Source organism: Streptomyces sp. NPDC048560 (assembly GCF_040650955.1).
In the GTDB taxonomy this organism is placed as follows: Bacteria; Actinomycetota; Actinomycetes; order Streptomycetales; family Streptomycetaceae; genus Streptomyces.
This window is the reverse complement of the sequence record NZ_JBEZIJ010000009.1, coordinates 382,510-405,627: the sequence shown is the minus strand read 5'-3', so window position 1 is coordinate 405,627 and position 23,118 is coordinate 382,510. Positions and strand designations below refer to the sequence as shown.

The following is a 23,118-nucleotide window of genomic DNA, read 5'->3' as shown; positions in this document are numbered from 1 at the left end:
TCTGGGACGAGCCGGCGACGCCCGACGCGCATCCGAGCGCGGGCACCACCCATGCCGAGCTGGAATCGGAGTTCTTCATGTCCCTGCGAACGACCCTGCGCACCGCGGTCCTCACCGCCGCCGCCGCCGGAGCGGTACTCCTCCCGACGGCCGCCGCCGTCGCCGACGGCGGCCCTGCCACGCCGGCGCCGACGCCGAGCGTGGCCGCCCCGAGCGCCACCCCTTCCGAGGCGGCCGAGCCCTCGGCGACCGCGCCTCCCGCAGTGGCGGAGCCGGGCACGATGCCGCGGGGCGGCGTCGACGCGGGGGAGCGTCCCGTCCAGGCCGTCGACGGGACCGCGTCGTACGGCTCGGCCGCCGGCGCGGTGCTGCTCGCGGGCGCCTGTGCCCTCGTGCTCCGTCGCCGGTCCGCCGCTCAGCGCAACGGCTGACCGAGCACAGTGGCGCCGCCTCCCCCGGGGGCGGCGCCACTCCCGTTTCCGCTTCTCTCACCACCGCACCGGAGTGCACATGCCCCTCATACCGAACTCGTTCCGGCGGGCGGTCGTTTCCGCCACCGCGGCCGGCCTGCTGATCGCCCCCGTCACGGGATGCGGCACGGCGGGGGACGCCCCCGAGGCGCCCGCCCGGACGGCCTCGCACGCACCCCGGTCCCCGGAAGCTGTCAAGGCGCCCGCGCCGACCCGGCTGACGGTCCCGTCGCTCGGCATCGACACCGCGCTGATGCGGCTGGGGCTGAACGAGGACGGCACGGTCGAGGTGCCGCCGGCCGAGAAGGGCATGACAGCGGGCTGGTACGCGGGCGGGGCCGTTCCAGGGGAACCCGGGGCCGCCGTGCTCATCGGCCACAACGACACCCGCTTCGGCAAGGCCGTCTTCCACGACCTCCGGTCGGTCGCCGAGGGAGCGGAGATCGTCGTGTCCGACGGCGCGGGCGGCGAGTCCCGCTTCACGGTCACGGGTAGGGAGACCGTGGACAAGGACGCTTTCCCCACGGAGAAGGTGTACGGGGCGACCGGCGAGCGCGTGCTCCGTCTGGTGACGTGCGACGGAGCGTTCGACGCCGAAGGCCATCCCGTCGACAACCTCATCGTGTACGCGACGCTTCGCTGACCGGGGCCCTTCGCACCGGCCCCCGTCCGCGGCGCCAGGCACCGGCCGCGCGTCGGTGTCCCCCGACTCCGACGGTCCGGCGGACAACCCTTCGGTCCGGCGGACAACCCTTCGTCCGGCGTACAACCCTCGACGAACTTGGGACGTCTTCTGGGTGAGCGCACAACGGCATGTGCGTTCGGAGCTCACCCAGCGGGGGAGGCCCCACATGTTTCCGCGCCGTTCTACTACGGGCGCGGAAGCATGGACCACCCCTCCCGTGCCCTGCACCTCCCCCCGCACAATCCACCGCGGCTGAGCAGGGACGCCGTAGGCAACCCAGGAGACCACGGAGGTTCTTGTGCGTCACATCAAGAGTGCGGCCCTCACGGCCGCGGCACTGCTCACCCTGGGCGGCGGAGCCGTTGTCACGGCCCCGGCCGCACAGGCCGCATCGCCCTTCCCGTCCATCGGCTGGCAGCAGCGAAACTGCGACTTCGACGGCAACGGCTTCGACGACGTCCTGACCGGAGCACCGGGCGCGACGATCAGTGGCATCAAAGGCGCCGGTTACGTCAGCGTGCAGTACAGCTCGGCGAGCGGTCTGAGCACGACCAAGCGGACCGTCCTGCACCAGAACTCCTCCGGTGTACCCGGCGGCGCCGAGACCGGTGACGGCTTCGGGCGCGCCGTGGCCTCCGGGGACCTGGACAACGACGGATACGACGACATGATCGTGGGCGTTCCCGGCGAGGACGTGGCGGGGCTGTCCGACGCGGGCGGCGCCACCGTCTTCTGGGGCTCGCCGACCGGGCTGCACGGGGCGGACAGCACGTGGCTGCAGAACCCCGGGGAGCTGCGGGCCGGTGCGAACTTCGGGCGGGCGATCGAGGCGGCCCGCTACTTCGCTCCGGACCCGGCGGACCCGAACGCTCACATGCGCGACTCGATCGCCGTACTGGAGGACGACGCGCTGCTGTTCTTCACCGCACCGCCCGGCGCGGCCACGCAGCAACTGAAGCTCTCCGACCGCAGCGTGAGGGCGCGGGACTTCGCACCGCTGGAGACCGGCTTCGAGTTCCGCAACCTGAGCCACGGCAACTACAACGAGGACTCCTGGGCCGACCTGGCGATCTCCGGCGTCACGACCGGTGACCAGCGCGGCGTCGGCTCGGTGCAGGTGCTGCACGGCGCCCCGGACGTCGCCGACCTCGGTGACGGCGGCACGTTCAGGGGTGGCCCGGCCATCGTCTCCGGCGACTGGGACGGCACCGGCCAGGACGACCTGATCATCGGCGACACGGGCGTGGGCTCGCCGCCGGGCGGTGGCATCTCCGTCTACCTCGGCAGGGGCGACCTGGCCGGCCTGGAACCGGAAGAGGTGCAGACGTGGACCCAGGACTCTCCCGGCGTACCCGGCACCGCTGAGGCGGGCGACCAGTGGGGCGCCGAGCTGTCGGCCGGTGACACCGACGGGGACGGCCACCCGGACCTCGCGATCGGAGCGCCGGGCGAGGACATCGGGGCCGTGGCCGACGCGGGCGCCGTGTGGGTGATGCGCGGCGCACCGTTCGGCCTCACGGATGTGGGTGCGAAGAGCTTCGACCAGAATCTCGCCGACATCCCCGGTGCCGCCGAGACCTCGGACGCATGGGGTGGCCAGGTGCGGCTGATCGACGCCGACAAGGACGGACGATTCGGCCTGCTGGCGGCGGCACCGGGCGAGAACACCCACGACGGATTCGTGTGGGTGCTCCCCGCCTCGTCGTCAGGGCTGATCGCCAAGGGGTCGTGGGCGTACGACGGGGCACGACTCGGGGCGCCGGTGGCCGACGCGCGGTTCGGGACGGCGATCGACGAGTAGCGGGAGCGCCGAGTACGGCGAAGTGGCAGGCAGAGGCGTCCGGAGCGCCGGTGGCTCACGTCACCGGTGCTCCGGACGGCAGGCCCCCGCGTGGCCGAGGCTCACTCCCTTGCCGGCGGGCGCCAGACCGTGAAGTCACTGATGTGGAAGTGACTGGTGACCGTGCGGAAGGCGAAGTGCCCACTCGTGTAGGCATCCGGGTCGTGGTGGTCGAAGACCAGCCGACCGTTGTTCCACCACCGCACTGCGGATCCGTCGGAGACGATCCTGACCCGGTTCGGCTCGTCGGCCGTCAGGAGCGGCTGCGTGTAGTCGTAGAGCAGTGGACGGTTGTCCGGCTCGCCGACATAACGGCGCATGCGCGTGGTGGTGTTGCCGTTCGCTCCGTAACCGACGTAGTACGTCTTGAGATAGTTGTACTCGTCGAGTCGGCCGCCTCGCGGCGTGGCGAAGAGGTCGTCGGGGGAGCGCACGTCAGTGGCGTTCCAGAAGTTGTTCAGGTCGGACACCCGGTCGTTGGGGCCTCCCTGGGACACGGGTGTCGCGGTGTACTCGATCTCGTACGGCCCGCTCAGCTTCCGCTCGAACCAGACCGTCGCGCCGCTCGGCACGTCGATGTCCAGGATGCCGTCGGCGGCCGTCACCGAGCCACCGTCCTGGAGTTCGGAGCGCCATCGCTCCGTTCCGGAGCGGAAGGTGTCGGTCGCGATCCGGGTCCAGGCACGGTCGGGGCCGGTGTCGGTCCGGATCGCCGGCTTGCGCGGGTTCCCTGAACCGAAACCGAGGTAGTAGTCGGTGAAGGTCGACTGGAGATAGCCCCGTACGGTCCAGCCGAGGCGGTAGGCCGGGTTGTGGGGGAGTGTGTAGAGCCGGCTGCGGGTGGGTGCGGTGGTCGTGTAGAGGCGCAGTGCGGTGTGGTCGTCGGTCTCAGCGAGGATCTCCTCCCGCCAGTCACCGATGACGTCGCCGTAGAAGGGTGTCGCGTTGCGGGCCGCGGAGACGACGCCGGACGGGTCGAAGATCCGGTCGGAGGTCTCGGTCCTCGGATCCCATTTCTCGACGTACGTACCGTCGAGAAGCTCGGCGCCCTTGTCCCCGTCCCACCAGATGCGGAAGTTGACGCTGGGGGTGGTCGTGGACACCTTTCCGTCCCGGACGTTGCGGACGCCGGCGCCGGGGGCGGTGACGTCGGCGGTCGAGGTCCAGTACTCCAGGCCGCGGTGGCGGGGGTCGATGTCGGCGGCGGTGCCACGGCCGACGTCCAGGTCGGCTTCACTTGCCGGGTCCGCCGGATGGGCCCCGGTGGTCAGCCGCCTGCCGGTGCCGGCGTCGTAGTAGTACCAGGGGAAGCGGGAGACGACGCCCAGTTCGGACTGCTGGATCGCGAAGCCCTCCAGTCCGGGCCGCACGGGGTCGAGGTCCGCGATGTGGAAGCGGTCGCCGTGGCCGGCGCCGTCGACGACGTAGCGCAGGGTGCCGTCGCTGTTGACGACGTAGTTGCCGTCGGCGATCTCGTCCTTGCCGTCCTGGTCGACGTCCACGACGCGGATCTGGTGGAAGCTCGTGGAGCCGCTCTCCACGGTGGCCACGTACTTCCAGCGTCTGCTCAGCTCGCGGCCGTCGAAGTCCCAGGTCTGGAACAGGGTGCGGAACGCGCCACGCTTGGCCCCGACGCGGGTGACCAGCTTCGTGACCAGACTCGGGTGCACGCCGTCGAGGTACGCCACACCGAAGTGACCGCCGGACGGGCCGTCGGGGGTGAAGTCGTCAGGTACGGGCTGCCGGGTCCGCTCCGTGCCGTGCTCACCGTCGATGACCGACACGAACTGTCGCGCGGGCGAGTCCGCCTCGACCTGGGCACCGTCGGCGAAGGTGGTGCCGTCCGCGGTGTGGACGAGGACTTCGGCCTTGCCGTCGCTGTCGAGGTCGTACACGGTGACGTTGTCGTCGTTGCGGTAACCGCCGATGGCGGTCGAACCGCTGATCGCCGCGGGCGCGGGGTCGTTGGCGCCGTTGCCCGTGGCCTGTGTGTACGAACCGGGCCCCTGGTCGACGCGCCACAGGCGCTGCCCTGAGAGGGTGTACGCCTCCAGCAGATCGGGCCTGTCGCGAGAGGCGGAGAGGCGGCTGACGACGAACTCGTAGCGGCCGTCGCCGTCGAGGTCGCCCGGCCAGGCGTGCTGCACCGTGTAACCGTCGGCATCGGCGAGAGGGATCTCCGCATAGCTGTCGGTGAGGGAGAGCGCGAGGGCGCCGTCCGTCTGCTCCCGTCCGTCGACGACCGCGCGCACGGTGTACGTTCCACGGCCTGTGCCCCGGTCCTGGTACGTGGTCGACCCGGTCAGGGGGCGGTGGTTGAGCCGCTTTCCGGCCCGGTAGACGTTGAACGCGACGTCGGCTCCGTACTCGGTTCCCAGCAGCCTCCAGCTGAGGAAGGTGCCCTTGGCCGTGGGTACGGCGACGAGTCCTCGGTCGAGGTTCTCCATGATCCGGAGGGGCTTCGGCCGGTCGTGGTCGGCCGCTGCTGCCGACGGCGCGGACAGGAGCCCGGCGATGACCGAGGCGGCACTCAGCGCCGCGAGTCTTCGATAGCGGGAACGGATGGCGTGCATGACGGTGATGGCTCCTTGGTGCGCGGGGCGCGGTGGCGGGCTCCGCGACGAGCGGAGCGAGCAGGGGGTAAGCGCTTACTGATGAGAATGGTCCTCGCCGCGCCGCCGTGTCGATCTTTTGGGCCGCTCCGCCACACGACCGCAACGGTGTGCTCACAAAGGGCGGACCGGGTGTCGCCGAGGTGAGTCCGGAAGCCGCCAATAGTTGATCTTGAGTGTGGTCGGTGAGCCCTGGATCACTCATCGGTGCTGCCGGTTGCGCCGGCTCGGGCGAGGATACGTTGGACGGTAGGGCAGTTGGGTGTGGATCCAGGCGTGGCAGGATCGAGGCCATGTCCCTCAGTGTTCCCCGCATCCGGATCGGCTCGACCGAGATCATCGCCCTCGCCGACGGCGAGGGCCCGTTCTTCTCCCCGCGCGCCGGCGCCTTCCCCGAGGCCACGGACGCCCAGTGGGCCGAGGCCGACCGCTACGACCCGGGCGCGGTCGACGCCGAGGGTCGCTGGCGGCTCCAGTTCCGCGCGTACGCGATCCGCGGCGACAAGGGCATCACCGTCGTGGACGCCGGTATCGGTCCGGCTGACAGCCCCGCCCGTTCGTGGGCGCCGGTGCCCGGCGTGCTCCCCGAGTCGCTCGCCGCCGCGGGCATCGACCCGGCCGAGGTCGACACCGTGGTGCTCACCCATCTGCACACCGACCATGTCGGGTGGGCGGTCGTCACCGAGACGGCCGTCCCGTCCGAGGGCGGTTCAGTGGGAAGCGCCCCTTCGCCCGGCAGTGCGACCAGCGGCCGCCGCCCCTATTTCCCGAACGCCGAATACCTGCTCCAGCAGGCCGAGTTCGACGCCATCGACGCGCTCAACCCGCAGCTTCGCGAGGCTCTCACCGACCCGCTCGCGGCGGCCGGTCGGCTCCGGCTCCTCAACGGAGACACACCGCTTCGTGCAGGGCGCGCGGTCGCCACGCCCGGTCACACGCCCGGGCACCAGAGTGTGCTGGTCGCCGACGGGCGCGAGCTGGCGCTGGTCACAGGCGACCTCTTGGTGCACGCGCTCCAGCTGCTCCACCCCGAGCTCGCCTACGCGCACGAGGACGACCCTGAGGCGGCCAGGAACTCGCGAGAGCGAATGCTCAACCGCGAGACCGCCACCACGCTGCACCTGGCGACGCCGCATCTGACGGAGCCGTTCGTCTCAGCTTGATTGCGGCCGTTCGAGCCGTTCGAGCCAACCGTCATGATCGACATGGCGGCCTGCCCTGATTCACCCGCACGACGAGCTGAGCCCGACGGGCGCAGCGCTCTTCACCGCTGGTGCGAAGGGCGGATACCGGTACACGTGCCCGCGGTGCGCGACCGAGCCGGGATCGCCGTGCCGCCCACGCGCCGACGCCGGGACGTACTGCACCGGCCGGTTCACCGACGCGCCCCGGCTCGCGAAGCTCCTGCGGGTGCGGACCCCGGCCGACCGCGAACCGCGGGCAGCCTTGGCGGCCCGGCACCGACCCGGACACCTGGGGCGTGGACACCCGCGTCGGCTACGCCCATCACTCCTCGACCCTGGGCCAGTACTCGACTGCCGGCGCGACCCGGCCCTTCAGCCCACGGAGGCCGACTACCGGCAAGATCGATCTCGCCGGAGCGCACCCCCTGTGCGGCGATGCGATCGGTCAGACGAAGAACGCCTTGAACTCGGCGAGGCTGATCCGCCTGTCGCCGTCCGTGTCGGCCTGCCGGACGAAGTCGGCGAGCTTCACTCCGTCGAGGGTGCCGGCGTGGGCCTTCCCGTAGTCCCTCAATTCGCGCAACCGAATCTCCCCGTTTCCGTCCGCATCGATCTCCGCGAACACAGCCTCGGCCTCGGCCTCGGTCATCTTTCCCATTTCTCCTCCTGGATTCGTGCACAGGGACCGATACGAGTAACACCCTGACATCCTGGGACAAACCGCAGTCAGCGCAACACAGGACACTGCGGCGATTCACCACATCGAGGAGGGCCGCGCCGGCGTCTCGCTGCTGACCGTTCCGAACCTCCCGAAGGTCGTATCCGACGCCCTGACGATGCCCGCACCCGCCGCACGGAGGAGGAGGCCGATCTCCGGCAGCATCTGCAGGGCCAGGTCCTCGCGGCCACGGAGACCGGACAGCTGGCAAGGTCATTCGCCGGGATTTCCTGTGCCTCAACTACTCACACCCGGACCGGGCCCGGCCCCTGCCCGCGGTGCGGTGCGGTGGGCAGGGGCCGGGCAGGCACGAGTGGGGCAGTGGATGTGTTCGGCGCTTCCGGTCCGGCAGTAACGGCTCGATGCGTACCCACCGGGCGTCAGCCGACGACACGCCAGACCAACGATCAGATGATCCGAAGGGAATCGGCCTAGCGGTCGGCAGTGCGCGTGGTGAGGTCCTCGTCCGTGATCTGGCGGACCACGCGGCAGGGGGTTCCGAGTGCCACTGTCATCGGTGGAATGTTGCGGCTGACGACGCTGCCGGCACCGATGACCGATCCGTATCCGATACGGACGCCGGGCAGGACCACCACATTGCTGCCGATCCACACCTTGTCCTCGACCACGATCGGTTCGGAGAACCGCCCGAAGTCGACCCGGCGCGAGGGATGCACCGGGTGCCCCGTCGTGGTCAGCGTCACGCTGGGAGCGATCATGACGCCGTGGCCTATGCGGATGCTCACGTCGTCCACGAACGTGAGGTTCACGTTCCCGAAGAAGTCGTCGCCGAGGTGGACGTTGCTGCCGAACCCGGCGTTGAACGGCGGCAGCAGCACCGTTCGTTCACCGACCGAGCCGAAGATGGCGAGGAGCAGCGACCGACGCCTCTCCACCGCACTCGGGGGCGTGTGGTTGTACTCGAAGATCTCCTCCGCCCGGCGCAGAGGGGCCTGGAAGGCGGCCTCTGACTCGCTGTAGACAAGCCCTTCGGCGATCCGGGCAAGCACTTCCTCGTTGTGTGTATCCCTCACAGCGGGGCACTCCCTTCATTCGATTCCTCGGGGCACAGATCCGACGCGTGCCTCCTCGACAGCGCACCCGACGCCGGCCCGCGACGGCACAGGCCGACGTTGGGTCTTTGGGCCGTTCCAGGCACTCGCTCTCCGGCGGTCGACGGGTATCGAAGTCAAGGGCGCGGTCCCAACTCGGCAACCCGCTGAGCGTACTCACGGGCGATCGCCCCATTCGGTGCGAGCGCCTCCGCCGCCCGGTACGCCTCCGCCGCCTCGCCCGGGCGGCCGAGGCGGCGCAACGCGTCCGCCCGGACTGCGGGAACGGCGTGGTTCCCGACCAACTCCTTGGACGCTCCGAGGGCGTCGACGGCGTCAAACTGCGCCTGCGGGCCGTCGCGCATCCCGACAGCGACGGCCCGGTTGAGTGCAACGACCGGGTTCGCGCGGACGGAGAGGAGCCGGTCGTACAACGCCACGATCGTCACCCAGTCGGTGGCCGCCGCGACCGGGGCGAGCGCGTGCTGTGCGGCGATCGCCGCCTGGAGGGCGTACGGGCCGTCCGCCGTGTCTGACTCGCGGGCGAGGGCCGCCCCCTCGGCGATGAGCGCCTGGTCCCATCGCGTCCGGTCCTGGCGTTCCAGCGTGACCAGCCCGCCGTCCGCGTCGAGCCGGGCGGCGCGCCTTGAGTGCTGGAGCAGAAGCAGCGCCAGCAGCCCTCGCGCCTCCGGCTCGTCGGCGGCCTCGGTGGCGACGAGCCGGGCGAGCCGGATGGCCTCTTCGGCGAGGGCGTCGCGGACGGTGTTGCCGTCGCTCGGTGCGTACCCCTCGGTGAACATGAGGTAGATGACGGCGAGGACCCCGTGCAGCCGTTCGGCACGCGCCCCGGGCGGGGGCACCCGGTACGGGATCCCTGCCGCCGCGATCTTGCGCTTCGCCCGCAGGATCCGCTGGGACACGGTGTCCTCGCCGACCAGGAAGGCACGGGCGATCTCGCGCGTGGTGAGGCCGCTGACCGCGCGCAGGGTCAGTGCGACCCGGGCTTCGAGGGGGAGCGCCGGGTGGCAGCAGGTGAACACCAGCCGCAGCCTTTCGTCGCCGGGCGGCTGAGCTTCGCGCCCCGCCTCCACCGCGGCGGCCTCGGCGAGCTTGCCGCGCTCGGTCGTCCGGCGGCGCAGCACGTCGAGGGCGCGGTGCCTCGCGGCGGTCACCAGCCATGCCCCCGGTCTTCGCGGAACTCCGTCCCGCTCCCAGGCCGGCAGGGCGCGGGCGAAAGCCTCCTGCGCGGAGTCCTCGGCCAGATCCCAGTCGCCGGTCAGGCGCACGATCGTGCCGAACACGACGCCCCATTCGCCGCGGTACGCCTCGGCGAGCGCCGCCCGCACCTCCGCCGGCCCGGTCCTCACGAGAAGTCGGTCCAGAACTCGCGCAGTTCGGCGATTCCCGACCGCGCCATGGGGGAGCGGGAGAGGTAGTCGATCGCCTCTTCCCACTCACCGTCGAGGAACACGATCCCGGACACCCATTCCGCCGTGTCCGTGTACGCGCCGTCGGTGATCAGCAACTTCCCTCCCCGGCGGCGGACGAGTGTGGCGTCCTCCACGGGACGCAGGTGCTCGCCGCCGAGGTAGCGGCCGGATGCGAGGCCGTCGCGGACCCAGTGCGCCACTTCGGCGGGCTCGGGGGCGACGGACGGCGCGCTCGGGTCCGTCCGGAAGATGCCGAGGAAGCGAGAGGCGGGCGCGTCGCCCTCATGCGGGATGTTCGCGGTCCCGGGTCCCAGATCGAGCGGTTCCACCGGCCGGATCTCGATACGTCCTCCGGTCGCCATCGGGTGCGAGGCGGCGACCTCGATCGCCTCGTCCAGGTCGGCGGCCTCGACGAGGTCGTACCCGGCGATCCACTCGGTCGTCTCGGCGAACGGCCCGTCGGTGACCAGTACTCGCTCGCTCTGGACGCGTACGGTTCTGGTCTCGTTGACGGGTTTGAGCGGCATTCCCTCGACACGGACGCCGCGGTCGTTCCACTTCTCGACCCACGCCTGTGGGTTCTCGTCGGTCGGTTCCCCTGTGGGGTCGGTGGCGACGAACAACACGTACTTCATGACCGTTCTCCTCTCGAGCGTTTCATGAAGACGACGAAGGGACTTTGCGGAATCCGACAACGCGGCGAAGATTTCGACGACCCTATCTCCGTCGACCGACGGGACCGAGGTCGGCCAACGCGAACGCGCTGCGGGGACTGGCGCCGAAGTGGGGCCGTCCAGACGGGAGATGAGCGGGGGTGGTCCGCGCTTGTGTGTGGGGTGCGGGGCATGAAGGCCGTGCAGGCACCGCGGTATCGGCTCCCATGTCACTTCCCCAGATGCCCGCGTGGGTAAGTCCCCGCTCCAACTAGCTACTTCAGCGCCCAGCTTTCGCATCAGGACGACTGTCAGCTGTCGTAGAAGAACAGCTCAAGATCCTCCATGGACCCTGACCCGGTGAAGAAGCCCTCGGCCTGGCCGATGTCCTTCTCCGGGGGCACCTGGCCGTCCCGGAGAAACCGCGCCATCCATAGCTCGCCCTGCTCGCCGATCGCATAGATGCCGGACAGCAGCTCGGCCATGCCCGCAGGGTTCTTCGGACTGCGCCCGACGACAGGCTGGAGTTCCCATTCCCCTGCCCGAGCCGCGAGCCGGAGTACGCCGGCCCAGTTGGCGATCCGCCCGAGGCGCACGTACCACGAGTCCTCGGTGAACGGCGCGAGTCGGCCTCCGTGCAGGGCGTTGGTCGCGGCCATGATGTCCGTCGTCACCTGCCGCTCCACGGCATCACGGACCCACCGTCCCTCCTGCGCTTCATCGATGGCGGCGGCCCACCACTCCCCTGCATCGTCCAGGCGGGCTGAGAACGTTTCCATGCTGACAGAATCCCATGCGCACCGCCGTCGACATCAGACGGAAACTGATCTCCCGTCGACAAGCGGGCTGGTCAGGCGCGGTCCCTCGCGTCGTGGTGCTCCCGCATCCGAGCGAGAACGTGCTCCCTGCCCAACCGCTTGGCGTGGCGTAGCTCTGGGACAGAATGTTCGGATGGTCGTGCTTGAGACTCCCCGTCTGCTCCTGCGTCGCTGGCGCGAGGAGGATGTTCTGCCCCTGGCCGTCGTGAACGCCGACCCCGAGGTCATGCGTTGGATCGGTGACGGCAGTGTCCGTAGCGAACAGCAGACCCGCGACGGCATCGAAGCGATGGAGCGTGAGTGGGAGGAGAAGGGATTCGGTCTGTTCGCCGTGGAGGCGCGAGCCACCGGCGAACTGGTCGGGTTCACCGGCCTTTCGGTTCCCGACTTCCTACCGGAGGTGCTGCCGGCGGTGGAGGTCGGTTGGCGGCTGGGACGTGCCCACTGGGGACAGGGGCTGGCTACCGAGGCCGCAACCGCCGCGGTCCGGTTCGGCGTCGATGAGCGCGGGCTTGGGCGGATCGTCAGCATCGCCCAGGTGGGCAACCACGCTTCCGAGCGGATCATGGTCAAACTGGGGATGCGGCCGTTCCGGGAGACGGTGGATCCCACCTGCGGTCGGAACGTGCGGGTCTACGAGCTGTCGGCGCCGGTTCGCAACGGGGAGAGCACGCCTTGTATCACGCGGTGATCCCGCCACAGCCATTCAAACCTGCTGCCTGAACGCGGCAGCAGCGGCCCTCCCCGGGTATGGCTAGTCACCCATGAACCACAAGTAGCTGCCCGGAGTCGCCGCGCACGCGTCAAGGATCTCGGCAAGGTCGAGCAGAGCGGCCTTCTCCCGGTCGTCTGCGCTCTTGTGTGCCAGAGCGGCGACTTCGTGGCGTACGACTTGAGCTTCCTGTTCGTTGAACAGCGTGTCGCCGTACGGATCCACCCAGCAGAGCTTGCCCGAGCCATGGCGGTCGAGTTTGCTCAGCACCCGCGACAGCGCTTCACCGTGCTCGTACGAGCCCCGCAGAAAGGTCTCCCGGGACGAGCCCTTTCGCGCGGGTCGCCCCGAGTGCAGTTCAAGCTCAATTCCGATGGCCCCTCCTCTGATTTGGTGCCCCGCCCGTTGGCGGAGAGTGTGGCGCGACCGATCTTTTGCGATGCCCGCCATCTCACCTGATGCGGCTAATAGGATGATTTACGGACTGCCAGTCGCGTGGTGGTCGGTTTTCCGCCACGGAACCTTCTTACGCTCCCCAGCGACCCCCTCGTGGAAGGTGGGCCCTCGGAGTTCGGGGCTACGGCTGCGATGTGCTGCCTGACCCGGCATCCGCACAAGGGTCCGCCGCGCTTTCCGCAGTGGTCGATCGGTGACTGACGAGAAGCGGTCAGGCCGCCGGGCCCTGCGGCCCGACGGCCTTTCCCTCTCTCATGAGGAAGGGCGATATGCGTTCCATCATCAGCAAGAGGCTTTTGACCGCTGCCGCCGTGGCGGGGGTCGTGTCGCTTACCGGCGGCTTCGCGGCGGCGAACTCCGCCGGCAGCACTGCGGATACGTCCGGGTACACCTCGGTCGGCAGCCACCAGGGGAACGGTCCACTCTCCGCAGACCTGTGCGGCCTCGGCGAAGTCGTCGTGACGGTGGTGGACTACTTGTGCGCTCCCTCCGGTGACGCCCCGGACGGCGCCCCGGACGGATCCGGCGGGGACGAATACGGCGAGGACCAATACGGCGGGGACGAATACGGCGGGGACCAATACGGCGAGGACCAATACGGCGGGGACGAATACGGCGGGGACCAATACGGCGAGGACGAATACGGCGAGGGGCATCCCGGTCATCCCACGCCCACGCCGACCGGCCCCTCGACCCCGCCGACGAAGCCGGACGGTCCGTGTGAGGAGCCGGCGCCCGGTGGGCATCCGGGCCCGGGTTGCGAGGAGCCGACGCACCCGACGACGCACCCGACTCCCACGCACCCGACGACGCACCCGACTCCCACGCACCCGACTCCCACGCACCCGACCCCCACGCACCCGACTCCGACGCCGACGCATCCAACGACGCACCCGACCCCGTCGCCCTCGCAGTCGTCCCCCACGACATCCCCCACCTCATCCACCACGACGTCTCCGACGACGAAGCCGGACACGCCCAGCGGTGAACCGACGCCGACGCCGACCCCCACCCCGACCTCGACTCACCCCGGACATCCGCAACTCCCCGACACCGGCAGCGAGCCCTTCCTCATGGGCGTAGCCGCACTGAGCGTGGCGCTCGTCCTCGGAGGAACCGTGCTGTACGTCCGAAAGGGCCGTGGTCTGCACCGCGGCTGACGCGACATCAAGCGCAGGGCCCTCACTTCAGTGAAGTGAGGGCCCTGCGCACGCCGGCCCCCGGCCGCTGAAATGCACCTGCGCGATGTGTGCCCGGGCGCGCAGGCGCGCGTCCACCTGCTCGTACGTTCCTGTTGCTCGTGCATCGCCGCTCCGTTCACCCGGGCGAGCACGCCCCCGTCATTCTTCAGCCCTGTGCGTCATGTCATTTCCGTGAGCAGGCCCGCACTCTCTGTCAGGCTTCCTGGACACCGTTGATGCACCAGACAGTCAGGGAGCGCGAGCGTCGATGCAGGAACGAACGCAGAGGCCGGGGGGCACTTCGGATTCGGGCGGCGGGGAGGTTCCAGGGCGGAACCGGCTGTACCGCTCACGAGCCGTACCGTGCGCGCTGGTCGCCGCTCTGTTGGCCGCGGCCGGTTGCTCGCTGCCGGAGACCTATGCCCCGCCCCGCGAGAACGCTGCCGAGGGCTTCACGTTCTACGTGAGCCCCGACGGCGACGACGAGAACGACGGGCTCTCCCGGAAGCGGGCCTGGCGCACGCTGCGCAAGGCCGACGCGGCGAACTACCGGCCGGGCGACCGCCTCCGGCTGCGCGGGGACGGCCGGTACCCGGGCTCCCTGTCGATCGGCGAGAAGGAGGCGGGCGACGCGAAGCGGCCCGTCGTGATCGAGTCGTACGGCGAGGGACGCGCGACGATCGTTCCCCCCGGAAAGGCGGGAATCTCCGTCTACAACACGGCCGGCGTCGAAATCCGGGACCTCGAACTGGTCGGCGACGAACGCTCGTACGTCGGGAGTGGCGGGGTCGTGCTGTTCAGCAACCTCCCGAATGACCGGAAACTGTCGCACGTGGTCGTCTCGGGGGTCGACGTCTCCCACTTCCGCACCGGGGTAACCCTCGTCGGCGCCAACGCCGGAACGGGCTTCCGGGATGTACGCATCAGCGACTCCGCCGTCCATGACAACAAGGACGTGGGCATCTCCTCCATGGGCCCCGAGTTCGACTCGGACGACCCGGTGTACGCGCACGAGCGGGTCTCACTCGTACGGGTCCAGGCGTACGGGAACTCGGGCGACCCGAAGGCGGGCAGTCGCAACACCGGCAGCGGGATCATCCTGGGCAGCGTCCGCAACGCCAAGGTCCAACGGTCGACGGCTCATCACAACGGGCTGAAGTCGTCGAGGCGGGCAGCGGAAGGGCCCGAGGGGATCTGGACCTACGACTCGACCCGCGTGCTCATCGAGCACAGCGCCTCCTACGCCAACCGGTCGGGCTCCGACGTGGACGGCGGTGGCTTCGGCCTGGACAACAACGTCTCCTCGTCGGTCCTCCAGTACAACTTCGCCTTCGGGAACGACGGACCGGGCTATCTCCTCTACACCCGCGACCGGAACGGCGCGCACCGGGACAACGTCGTGCGCTTCAACCTCAGCCACGGCGATTCCCGGGAGCAGCCCCACTACGGCGGGATCGTCGCCTACGGCGGCCGTGTCAGGGATCTGGACATCTACCACAACACGGTGGTGATGAAGGCCTCGAACCGTGTGCCGGAAGCCGCCCCCGCCCTCCGGCTCGAGGAGGGGCTGACCGACGCGAGAATCCGGAACAACATCTTCGTCACGGACGGCGGGCCCCTCGTGCTGTCGACCAAGGCCTTCAGGGCGGGCGACGTCGCACTGCAGGGCAACGACTACTTCAGCACGGACAGCTGGAAGGTGCGATGGGGCGCCGAGAGCTACCGGACGCTCGACTCCTGGCGTTCCGCCGGCGGACAGGAGGAGGACGACTCCGGCCCCACGGGCTCGGACGCCGATCCGTGCATGGAGAGCGCGACGGCCCCCGTCAGAAGTGTGAAGGGGGCCGCCATGATGGTGCCGGGTTGTTCGGACGAACTGACCGCGGCCGCGCTCGATCTCCAGGAGCTGGGCATCGATCCCGGATCGGTGGACTACTTCGGTGAACGCCTCGCTCCGACAGCAGCCGCCGGAGCGGCTCAGCCCAGGTCGGAGGAGTAGACCGCGGTCACGGGGGCCGTCGCCTGCTGGTTCGGCAGGGCCGGCGGCGTCGGCCTCCCGAGTGCGCGCACGGTCCAGCCCGCGGATCGCCAGAGCGTGGCGTCGAGCGCGTTGCGGGCATCGAGGATCCTCGGAACGGATACCGAGGCCGCGAGCACCGCGGGGTCGATCCGGCGGAACTCGGACCACTCCGTGAGGTGCAGGACGAGGTCGGCGTCCTCGCACGTCTTCGCCACGTCGTGGACGTACTCGAGCTGTGGCAGTACGGACCTGGCGTTCTCGATTCCCTCCGGGTCGTAGAGCCTCACGATCCCGCCCTCCCGGTGGACCGCTGCGGCGACGGAGAGTGCGGGCGAGTCGCGTACGTCGTCGCTGTTCGGCTTGAACGTGGCACCGAGTACGGCGATGCGGCGGCCCGCGAGATCGCCGCCGACCATGCTCCGGGCGATGTCGACCGTGCGGCTCCGCTGGCGCCCGTTGATCTCGTCGACCTGGCGGAGAAACGCCACGGAGTCGCCGACACCGAGTTCACCGGCACGTGCCATGAACGCCCGGATGTCCTTGGGCAGACAGCCGCCGCCGAAACCGAGCCCCGCGGAAAGGAACGGGCGCCCGATGCGGGTGTCGTGACCGAGTGCCTCCGAGAGAGTGGTGACATCCGCTCCGGCGGCCTCGCACACCTCGGCCATCGCGTTGATGAAGGAGATCTTCGTGGCGAGGAAGGAGTTCGCCGCCACCTTCACCAGCTCCGCGGTCGCCGGGTCGGTGCTGATGAAGGGAACGCCGTCCCGCAGCATCGGTGCGTACACCTCCCGCAGGACGGAGTCGGCACGCGATGACGAGACGCCTGCCACGATCCGGTCGGGACGCAGGGTGTCCTCGACGGCGTGGCCCTCCCGGAGGAACTCGGGGTTCCACGCGACCTCGACGTCCGCGCCCATGGGGGCGAGGGTGTCGAGGCGCACTTCCAGCTGGGCCGTGGTGCCCGCCGGTACCGTCGACTTGCCCACGATCAGGCACCGTCGTCGAAGGTGCGGTGCCAGCCCCTCGACGACCGCGTCGACGTACCGCAGGTCCGCGGCCTGGGAGCCCTCCTTCTGGGGGGTGCCGACGCAGACGAAGTGGACGTCGCCGAACTCGGCGGCCTCCCGCAGAGAGGTGGTGAACCGCAGGCGGCCCGAGTCGACGCCCCGCGTGAGCGTTTCCTGGAGCCCTGGTTCGTAGAAGGGGGTTCTGCCCTCGCTGAGCATGGCGATCCGGTGGGCGTCGATGTCGACGCCGAGCACCTCGTGCCCGATGTCCGCCATGCACGCGGCGTGCACGGCACCCAGGTAGCCCGTTCCGATGACGGTCAACCGCATGGTGTTCTGCTCCTGTCTGGGGTTCAGTTCGAGTAGCCGGACGGGTTGGACCTCTGGAAGCGCCATGCGTCCTCGACCATGGCGGTCAGGTCCCGTGTGGTGGTCCAGCCCCATGCCCGCGCGACGGCGGTGGGGTCGGCCACCAGCTCCGCCACGTCACCGGGGCGGCGAGCGGTGATCTCGCAGGGGACCGGCTTGCCGCAGACGTCCTCGAACGCCGCCACGAGCTGGCGTACGGAGGTTCCGCGTCCCGTGCCGAGGTTCAGGACCCGCATCCCCCGTTCGTCGTCGAGGTGGTCCAGGGCGACCCGGTGCCCCTCGGCGACGTCCATGACGTGGATGTAGTCGCGGACACCTGTGCCGTCCGGGGTGGGGTAGTCGTCGCCGAAGATCTTCAGCCGGTCGAGCCGCCCGGCCGCGACCTGCGCGACGTACGGCATGACGTTGTTGGGTACTCCGCGAGGAACTTCGCCCAGCAGACCGGAGGGGTGCGCGCCGACCGGGTTGAAGTAGCGCAGTGCCAGTACCGACAGTTCGGGGATCCGGCGGCAGACGTCCGACAGCACCTGCTCGCACATCCACTTGGATGTGGCGTACGGGTTGGTGGGGCGGGCCGGGTCGCTCTCGGTCAGCGGCACCTTGGTGGTGTCGCCGTAGATCGAGCAGGAGGAGGAGAAGACGAGGCGGTGTACGCCGTGGTCGTGCATGGCACGCAGCAGCGCGGTCGTCCCGCCGACGTTCGTGTCGTAGTACTCGACGGGGAGTTCCACGGACTCGCCCACCGCCTTCTTGGCGGCGAAGTGGATGACGGCGTCGAAGGAGTGGTTCGCGAAGACCTTGCCGAGCGCCCGCCGGTCGAGCAGGTCGGCCTCGTACACGGCGACCGGCGGACGGCCGGCGACCTTCGCGATGCGTTCCACGGCCTGGGGAGAGCTGTTGGAGTAGTTGTCGACCAGCACGACCTCGTGGCCGTGCTCCAGGAGTTCGACACAGGTGTGGCTGCCGATGAAGCCGGCGGCACCAGTCACGAGGACGGTGGAGGGACCGGGCATGGGGCACCTTTCTGGTTCGTGTGGGGGAGGGGGGCGAGCCCGGTCACCAGCCCAGGACACCGGCGAGGTAGACCGGGTACAGGTAGGAGGCCAGGGCGAGGGGGAGAAGCGCGAGGGTGCCCGCGAGCAGGGGCAGCCATGCGGTGACGAGGGCCCGGTGGGCACGGATTCCGGCGCTCCGGGCGGCTTCGACGACGTGCAGGGTGGCCACGGCGAAGGTGACCACGGCGTACGACAGGGAGCCGACGATGCACAGGAAGACGTAACCCGCCGCGGGGCCGGTGAGTTCGCCGGCGACCGCCGCCGAGGACAGTGCGCAGCTGATGACCAGGTACGGGGCCACGAGGCGCAGCGGCAGTCGCTCAAGGCCGTTGCGGGACTTGGGGGTGACCTTGAACACGACAGGTCGCTTGCGCAGGCGCTGCACCACGGCGGCGGCGATGCCCGCGGCCACGAATGGCCAACGGGTCAGCGTGAAGAGCCATTTCTCCCAGCTGACGACGGGTGCGTCGCGCGGGCGCAGCAGACCGCAGCGGCGGACCGTGAGGGTGAGGAGGACCAGCCACACGGACATGGCCCAGAAGTGGCCGAGGAAGGAGAAGTAGTTGACGTTGATCCAGGACCTGCCGGTCACGGCCGCGATCGGGGGGAGGGCGATGCCTACGGCCGTCGCTGTCGCGAGGAGCGGGTAGTAGAGGGCGATGAGCCCGAACCGCACCCTGAGCCGACGGTTCATCCGGCCGAGGTGCTTCGGGAGCACGGCGAAGAGGAGGACGGAGAGACTCCGCGACCACTGGAATTCCTGCGTGGTCATGGCGGCGAACGTGATCGGGCCCTCGCCGTGCGCCTCGGCGTCGATGGCGAAGGCACCGTGCCATCCCCCTGAGTTCATCAGGAAGGTGGTGGAGAAGTCCTCGGCCAGCTCGGGCCCCAGGCCACCGATCTCACGCAGGGCCTGGGTGCGTACGGCGTAGTGCGAGCCGATGCACAGCGGACCGTATCCCTCGGAGTGTCCGAGCTGGAAGGCACCGTGGAAGGCCGCCTCCTGGTGGAGCCGGCCGCGCGCCGACCAGGAGGCGTCGGCGTTGGAGTCGCAGATGCTGGGGGCACCGACGTAGCCGATGGCGGGGTCGGCGAAGGGCCGTACCATCTCGCTCAGGTAGTCGCGGTGGGGAACGTGGTCGCAGTCGAGCTGGGCGACGACGTCGTAGTTCTCGTAGCCCCCGTGGTCGTAGAAGTAGGCGAGGTTGCCTTCCTTGCAGCGGGTGCGGCGCGGCCAGGTGGCTCGGTGGTAGTCGGTTACGCCCCGACGGCAGGAGAGCCCGACACCGTTCTCACGGCACCAGGCGACGATCTCCTCGGTGGGATCCTCGTCGCACAGCCACACGTCGTACCAGTACGGGAACGCCTGGTCGAGCATCGCGAGGAGGGTCGTACGGGCCACGTCCCAGGGCTCCGAGGGCGCGCGGGTCACCACGAAGGCCGTCCTCAGCTCGGGGACGGCGACGGACGGGTCGAAGCGGCGCATCCGGGTGCACACGAGCACGAACTGGAGGGGCAGGAGGGCCAGGTAGATCAGCAGGGCGCTGTTGACGATCAGCCCCGTCCAGCCGACCCGGTGTTCGGGCTGGAGCCACCAGACCCAGAACCAGACGAGCCCGGCCAGCCATCCGGCGCTGAGCAGCGTCACTTTGAAGCGTTCGGCGCGGGAGAACTGGGAGACGAAGCTGCCGGCTCGTGTCATGGCCTTACGGGGAGGGCTCCCGAACACGGGCCCGTCGGGGGAGATCCCCACGACGTTCCCCGCGGAGAGTGCCTGGATCTCGCCGGGGAGCGCGTCGGGTGACGTGCGGGTGATCGTGTCGGCCTCGAAGGCAGGGCCTGGTGCGGCCTGCGTCATCTGTGTGCTCCAGGAGGAAGGTCGCCGAGTTTGTGCGGCCGTACGCGGCGTCGTGCCGATGCGTGAGGGCATCGGCACGACGCCCGGGCCGGGGGCGGGGTGCGAGCCGGCGTGCGGGGGATCACGGAACCGGGACGGTGTCCTGCTGCCCGCCGCGGATCGCCGCGGCTCCCACCGCGATGTCCTTGGGCCGCTCCATGAACGACTCGACGGTCCTGCGCAGCCCTTGCCGGACCTCCACCTCCGGCTCCCAGCCGAGCTGTTCACGTGCCCGGGTGATCACCGGTCGCCTGCGGGTGGGGTCGTCCGTCGGGAGCGGGTGGTACTGGACGTCCGATGCCGAGCCCGTGAGTTCGAGTACGAGCTCGGCGAGTTCGAGTACCGTCCGCTCCTCCGGATTTCCGAGATTGACCGGTCCCGTGACGCGTGAGTCCAGCATGGCGACAATGCCTCGGATCAGGTCGTCGACATAGCAGAAGCTCCGCGTCTGCTTGCCGTCGCCGTAAATCGTGAGCGGTTCGCCGGTGAGCGCCTGTGTGATGAAACTTGAGACGACACGGCCGTCGTGCGGGCGCATTCGGGGGCCGTAGGTGTTGAAAATGCGGACGATTCCCACGTCGACACCGCGGCTCCGGTGATAGGCCATTGTGACCGCTTCCGCGTATCGCTTGGCCTCGTCGTACACGCTGCGCGGTCCGACCGGGTTCACGTTCCCCCAGTAGTCCTCGTCCTGCGGGTGGATCACGGGGTCGCCGTAGACCTCACTCGTCGAGGCGAGCAGGAAGCGGGCCCCGTTCCGCTCCGCGAGGCGCAGCACGTTCTCGGTGCCGCGGCTGCCCACCGCCAGGGTTTCCAGGGGCCGGCGCAGGTAGTCGGGTGGTGAGGCGGGGCTCGCGAGGTGAGCGACCGCGTCGAGCGGGCCGTGCACCTCGACCGCTTCGCTCACATCGGCGAGAATGAATTCGAACGCGCGGAACTCACGCAGGTGTGCGATGTTCTCGGGCTTTCCCGTGGAGAAGTCGTCGAGGCATACGACGGAATCACCGCGCCGCAATAGTGCCTCACACAGGTGTGAGCCCAAGAATCCCCCGCCGCCGGTCACTGCAACGCGCATGGCTTTTCTCCAGGAGGGGACGAAAGACGGAAAGCGGATCCTTCGAATCCGCAAGAAAACAATATGGGCGGACAGGGGCGTGGCCTGGAGGCCTCTCCGGGGAATGGGCTGTTCGGTCGCCACGGGAATCGGACGTCTCCCGGCCCGTTCCGCATGGCTGGCTGGTACGTGTCACGGGTGGCATCACAGGCCGCGGTCAGCGCATACGTGCGAACCCTTCACTCACGCGTGTGAACGATCACCGCGCGCGTCGGGCCGCCGCCGCCCCGCCGCGACGTGTGACGCGCATCGAGTGGCTCCCTCGGCGGGCCGGGCCGGGCGTGCGAGGGCGCACGCGCCCGCTCTCGCCCCCGGTTCTCGTCCCCCGGTGCGGCGCGTGCTGACGGTGCTCGCGGAGCGGACCTTCGGGTCGTGGCGCCATGGAGGTCCGAACCGGCGGTCAGCGCGCGGGCGGCGTACCGATCAGGTCGTCACCCAGCGGCAGGCAACGGTTCGGTGATCGTGGTTCATGACGCCGAGAGCGCCGCGGGGCGGCGGCGCCGCCGGACCCGTACCGTCAGAGCCGTCCCGGTGGCCGCGACCAGCACGCCCGCCACCGTGAGGAACCAGACCGGGATCCCACCGCCGACCGTCAGGAGCCGGTCGTGGTGGATCACCTCCCGGTACGGGGTGTCGGCGGTCGCCGCGGTCAGTTCGTGGTCGCCGTCGATCCGCTTCGGGGAGGGAAACGACTGGTCGATCGCGGTCAGGTACACCCGCTTGTCGCCGCCCGTGAGTTCGGCGACAGCGCCCTCCGGCTCGATCGCCCCGGCGAACGTCACCTCCGGGGCCCGCCCGCCGATGTCGCCACGCGGCTCCATGCGGTGCTCGGCGAGGACGTACAGGCCGAGGGACTGGGGGGTCTTGGCGAGACGGGAGAGCCGCATGGGGTAGATCAGCCGCTCACTGGCGAAGCTGATGTGCAGGGGGTCCAGTTCGCCGCCGAGCGTCGAGCCTTCCGCGTCGGGCGCGAGGCGGACCGCGACGTACTCCCACTTCTGCTCCACGTACGGCCGGAGTCCGGCCGTGAGCCCGTCGGAGAGCTCGAAACCGTTCCCCTCCAGCCAGTCGCCCAGCGCCTTCGGGTCGGTGGCGGTGAGCCGTGCCACGTCGAAGGGGCCGAGTCGCTCGCGGCCGACGACCCCGACCGCGCCGGCGCGGGGTGGTGCGGCGCCCGCCCCGTCCGAGGAACCGCCGGCGAACGGCCAGTCCTTGGCGCGTGGCCAGAAGTAGTGCCGGTCCTCGTGCTCCGGGCGGGTGAGCTGTTCGAGCTCGTCGAAGAGGTCCGCGTCGCCGAGCCGCACGTCGGCCCGGCCGGGCACGGGCATGATCCACGCGGCGCGCTCGGCGGTCCCGCGCACGGTGAAGCGCATCACGATCTCTTCCGTACGGCCGTCCCACCGCACGGCGGAGGTCTCCCGGTCCACACCGATGTGCTGGTTGCGGTCCGGGACCATGGCTCCGCAGCCACATGCGTACGCCGGCGCGATCAGTGAGCCGAGCTGGAGCGCGAGCAGCGCGATGATCATGGTCAGAATCCTGTGTGTCCCCCGCATGTCGCCTCAGACGCCGAGTACGAAGATCTGGTTCCGGGAGGCGGTGGTGTCCAGCAGTGGCAAGGGACCGGCAGGGCCGTGAGCTCCGGGATGCCGTGCGCCACGAGCCCGGCCAGACCCTCGAACGGGCCCTGAGCACGCCGCCCGTACCGGCGCGCACCGGCGCGAAGGCGACCGGCGGACGGGGGCTCACCGACCGGCTCGACACGCTCCCGGCTCCGGATGCCGATGGGCCGGCGGAGGGGTGAACCGGAAACGGCCTCATTTTTCTATCGTTGAAAATTCT

19 protein-coding genes and 2 pseudogenes are annotated in these 23,118 nt (G+C 69.9%); 8 read left to right on the top strand and 13 right to left on the bottom strand.

Annotated features, from left to right (window positions below):
- Positions 1–77: 77 nt before the first annotated feature.
- From AB0C82_RS25070 to AB0C82_RS25060, 3 genes are all read left to right on the top strand, one after another.
- Positions 78–431 (top strand): hypothetical protein, encoded by a 354-nt coding sequence (locus AB0C82_RS25070; protein WP_362845887.1) that lies wholly within the window; start codon positions 78–80, stop codon positions 429–431.
- Between the two features lie 79 nt (positions 432–510).
- Positions 511–1,113 carry a class F sortase gene (locus AB0C82_RS25065; protein WP_362845885.1) on the top strand — a complete coding sequence of 201 codons (603 nt, stop codon included), beginning with the start codon at positions 511–513 and terminating at the stop codon, positions 1,111–1,113.
- Positions 1,114–1,453: 340 nt separating this feature from the next.
- Positions 1,454–2,956 carry an FG-GAP repeat protein gene (locus AB0C82_RS25060; protein WP_362845883.1) on the top strand — a complete coding sequence of 501 codons (1,503 nt, stop codon included), beginning with the start codon at positions 1,454–1,456 and terminating at the stop codon, positions 2,954–2,956.
- 101 nt (positions 2,957–3,057) lie between these two features.
- On the opposite strand, the pseudogene AB0C82_RS25055 reads toward AB0C82_RS25060, so the two are convergent.
- Both AB0C82_RS25055 and AB0C82_RS25050 read right to left on the bottom strand, forming a co-directional pair.
- Positions 3,058–3,666, bottom strand: a pseudogene (locus tag AB0C82_RS25055) (DUF6250 domain-containing protein); the annotation flags it as partial.
- Positions 3,667–3,720: 54 nt separating this feature from the next.
- Positions 3,721–5,442, bottom strand: a pseudogene (locus AB0C82_RS25050) (hypothetical protein); the annotation flags it as partial.
- A 458-nt stretch (positions 5,443–5,900) separates the two neighbouring features.
- Here AB0C82_RS25050 and AB0C82_RS25045 point away from each other — a divergent pair.
- Complete coding sequence (locus AB0C82_RS25045) at positions 5,901–6,770, top strand: MBL fold metallo-hydrolase (protein ID WP_362845881.1); 870 nt, start codon at positions 5,901–5,903, stop codon at positions 6,768–6,770.
- A gap of 466 nt (positions 6,771–7,236) precedes the next feature.
- On the opposite strand, the gene AB0C82_RS25040 is transcribed toward AB0C82_RS25045, so the two are convergent.
- The 5 genes from AB0C82_RS25040 to AB0C82_RS25020 all read right to left on the bottom strand — a co-directional run bounded on the left by AB0C82_RS25040 (position 7,237) and on the right by AB0C82_RS25020 (position 11,423).
- Positions 7,237–7,449 carry an EF-hand domain-containing protein gene (locus tag AB0C82_RS25040; RefSeq protein WP_362845879.1) on the bottom strand — a complete coding sequence of 71 codons (213 nt, stop codon included), beginning with the start codon at positions 7,447–7,449 and terminating at the stop codon, positions 7,237–7,239.
- A 491-nt stretch (positions 7,450–7,940) separates the two neighbouring features.
- Positions 7,941–8,543 (bottom strand): sugar O-acetyltransferase, encoded by a 603-nt coding sequence (locus tag AB0C82_RS25035; protein ID WP_362845877.1) that lies wholly within the window; start codon positions 8,541–8,543, stop codon positions 7,941–7,943.
- Between the two features lie 155 nt (positions 8,544–8,698).
- A complete protein-coding gene (locus AB0C82_RS25030; protein WP_362845875.1) occupies positions 8,699–9,928 on the bottom strand; it encodes a sigma-70 family RNA polymerase sigma factor in 1,230 nt (409 codons plus the stop codon).
- Positions 9,925–10,626, bottom strand: a complete 702-nt coding sequence (locus tag AB0C82_RS25025) for a YciI family protein (protein WP_362845873.1) — start codon at positions 10,624–10,626, stop codon at positions 9,925–9,927. The genes AB0C82_RS25030 and AB0C82_RS25025 overlap by 4 nt, the downstream gene beginning before the upstream one ends.
- 329 nt (positions 10,627–10,955) lie before the next feature.
- Complete coding sequence (locus AB0C82_RS25020) at positions 10,956–11,423, bottom strand: hypothetical protein (protein WP_362845871.1); 468 nt, start codon at positions 11,421–11,423, stop codon at positions 10,956–10,958.
- A 172-nt stretch (positions 11,424–11,595) separates the two neighbouring features.
- Here AB0C82_RS25020 and AB0C82_RS25015 point away from each other — a divergent pair, with 172 nt between their 5' ends.
- Positions 11,596–12,153, top strand: coding sequence for a GNAT family N-acetyltransferase (locus AB0C82_RS25015; protein WP_362845869.1), 558 nt, complete (start codon positions 11,596–11,598; stop codon positions 12,151–12,153).
- A 63-nt stretch (positions 12,154–12,216) separates the two neighbouring features.
- Here AB0C82_RS25015 and AB0C82_RS25010 read toward each other — a convergent pair whose 3' ends face one another.
- Positions 12,217–12,444, bottom strand: a complete 228-nt coding sequence (locus tag AB0C82_RS25010) for a hypothetical protein (RefSeq protein WP_362845867.1) — start codon at positions 12,442–12,444, stop codon at positions 12,217–12,219.
- Positions 12,445–13,387: 943 nt separating this feature from the next.
- Between AB0C82_RS25010 and AB0C82_RS25005 the strand changes: the two genes are divergently transcribed.
- The gene (locus AB0C82_RS25005) at positions 13,388–13,618 is read left to right on the top strand and encodes a hypothetical protein (protein WP_362845865.1); all 231 of its coding nucleotides are present in this window, start codon (positions 13,388–13,390) and stop codon (positions 13,616–13,618) included.
- A gap of 578 nt (positions 13,619–14,196) precedes the next feature.
- On the top strand, positions 14,197–15,810 hold the full coding sequence (locus AB0C82_RS25000; protein WP_362845863.1) for a right-handed parallel beta-helix repeat-containing protein: 1,614 nt from the start codon (positions 14,197–14,199) through the stop codon (positions 15,808–15,810).
- On the opposite strand, the gene AB0C82_RS24995 is transcribed toward AB0C82_RS25000, so the two are convergent.
- From AB0C82_RS24995 to AB0C82_RS24975, 5 genes are all read right to left on the bottom strand, one after another.
- Positions 15,789–17,171, bottom strand: a complete 1,383-nt coding sequence (locus tag AB0C82_RS24995) for a UDP-glucose/GDP-mannose dehydrogenase family protein (RefSeq protein WP_362845861.1) — start codon at positions 17,169–17,171, stop codon at positions 15,789–15,791. The genes AB0C82_RS25000 and AB0C82_RS24995 overlap by 22 nt on opposite strands.
- 23 nt (positions 17,172–17,194) lie before the next feature.
- Positions 17,195–18,223, bottom strand: coding sequence for a UDP-glucose 4-epimerase GalE (gene galE / locus AB0C82_RS24990; protein ID WP_362845859.1), 1,029 nt, complete (start codon positions 18,221–18,223; stop codon positions 17,195–17,197).
- A 43-nt stretch (positions 18,224–18,266) separates the two neighbouring features.
- Positions 18,267–20,123 (bottom strand): glycosyltransferase family 2 protein, encoded by a 1,857-nt coding sequence (locus AB0C82_RS24985; protein ID WP_362845857.1) that lies wholly within the window; start codon positions 20,121–20,123, stop codon positions 18,267–18,269.
- A 121-nt stretch (positions 20,124–20,244) separates the two neighbouring features.
- Positions 20,245–21,237: a UDP-glucuronic acid decarboxylase family protein gene (locus AB0C82_RS24980; RefSeq protein WP_362845855.1), complete on the bottom strand. Its 993-nt coding sequence runs from the start codon at positions 21,235–21,237 to the stop codon at positions 20,245–20,247.
- Positions 21,238–21,743: 506 nt separating this feature from the next.
- Positions 21,744–22,805, bottom strand: a complete 1,062-nt coding sequence (locus AB0C82_RS24975; RefSeq protein ID WP_362845853.1) for a DUF2330 domain-containing protein — start codon at positions 22,803–22,805, stop codon at positions 21,744–21,746.
- A gap of 83 nt (positions 22,806–22,888) precedes the next feature.
- Here AB0C82_RS24975 and AB0C82_RS24970 point away from each other — a divergent pair, with 83 nt between their 5' ends.
- Positions 22,889–23,080 carry a hypothetical protein gene (locus AB0C82_RS24970; protein WP_362845851.1) on the top strand — a complete coding sequence of 64 codons (192 nt, stop codon included), beginning with the start codon at positions 22,889–22,891 and terminating at the stop codon, positions 23,078–23,080.
- Positions 23,081–23,118 lie beyond the last annotated feature (38 nt).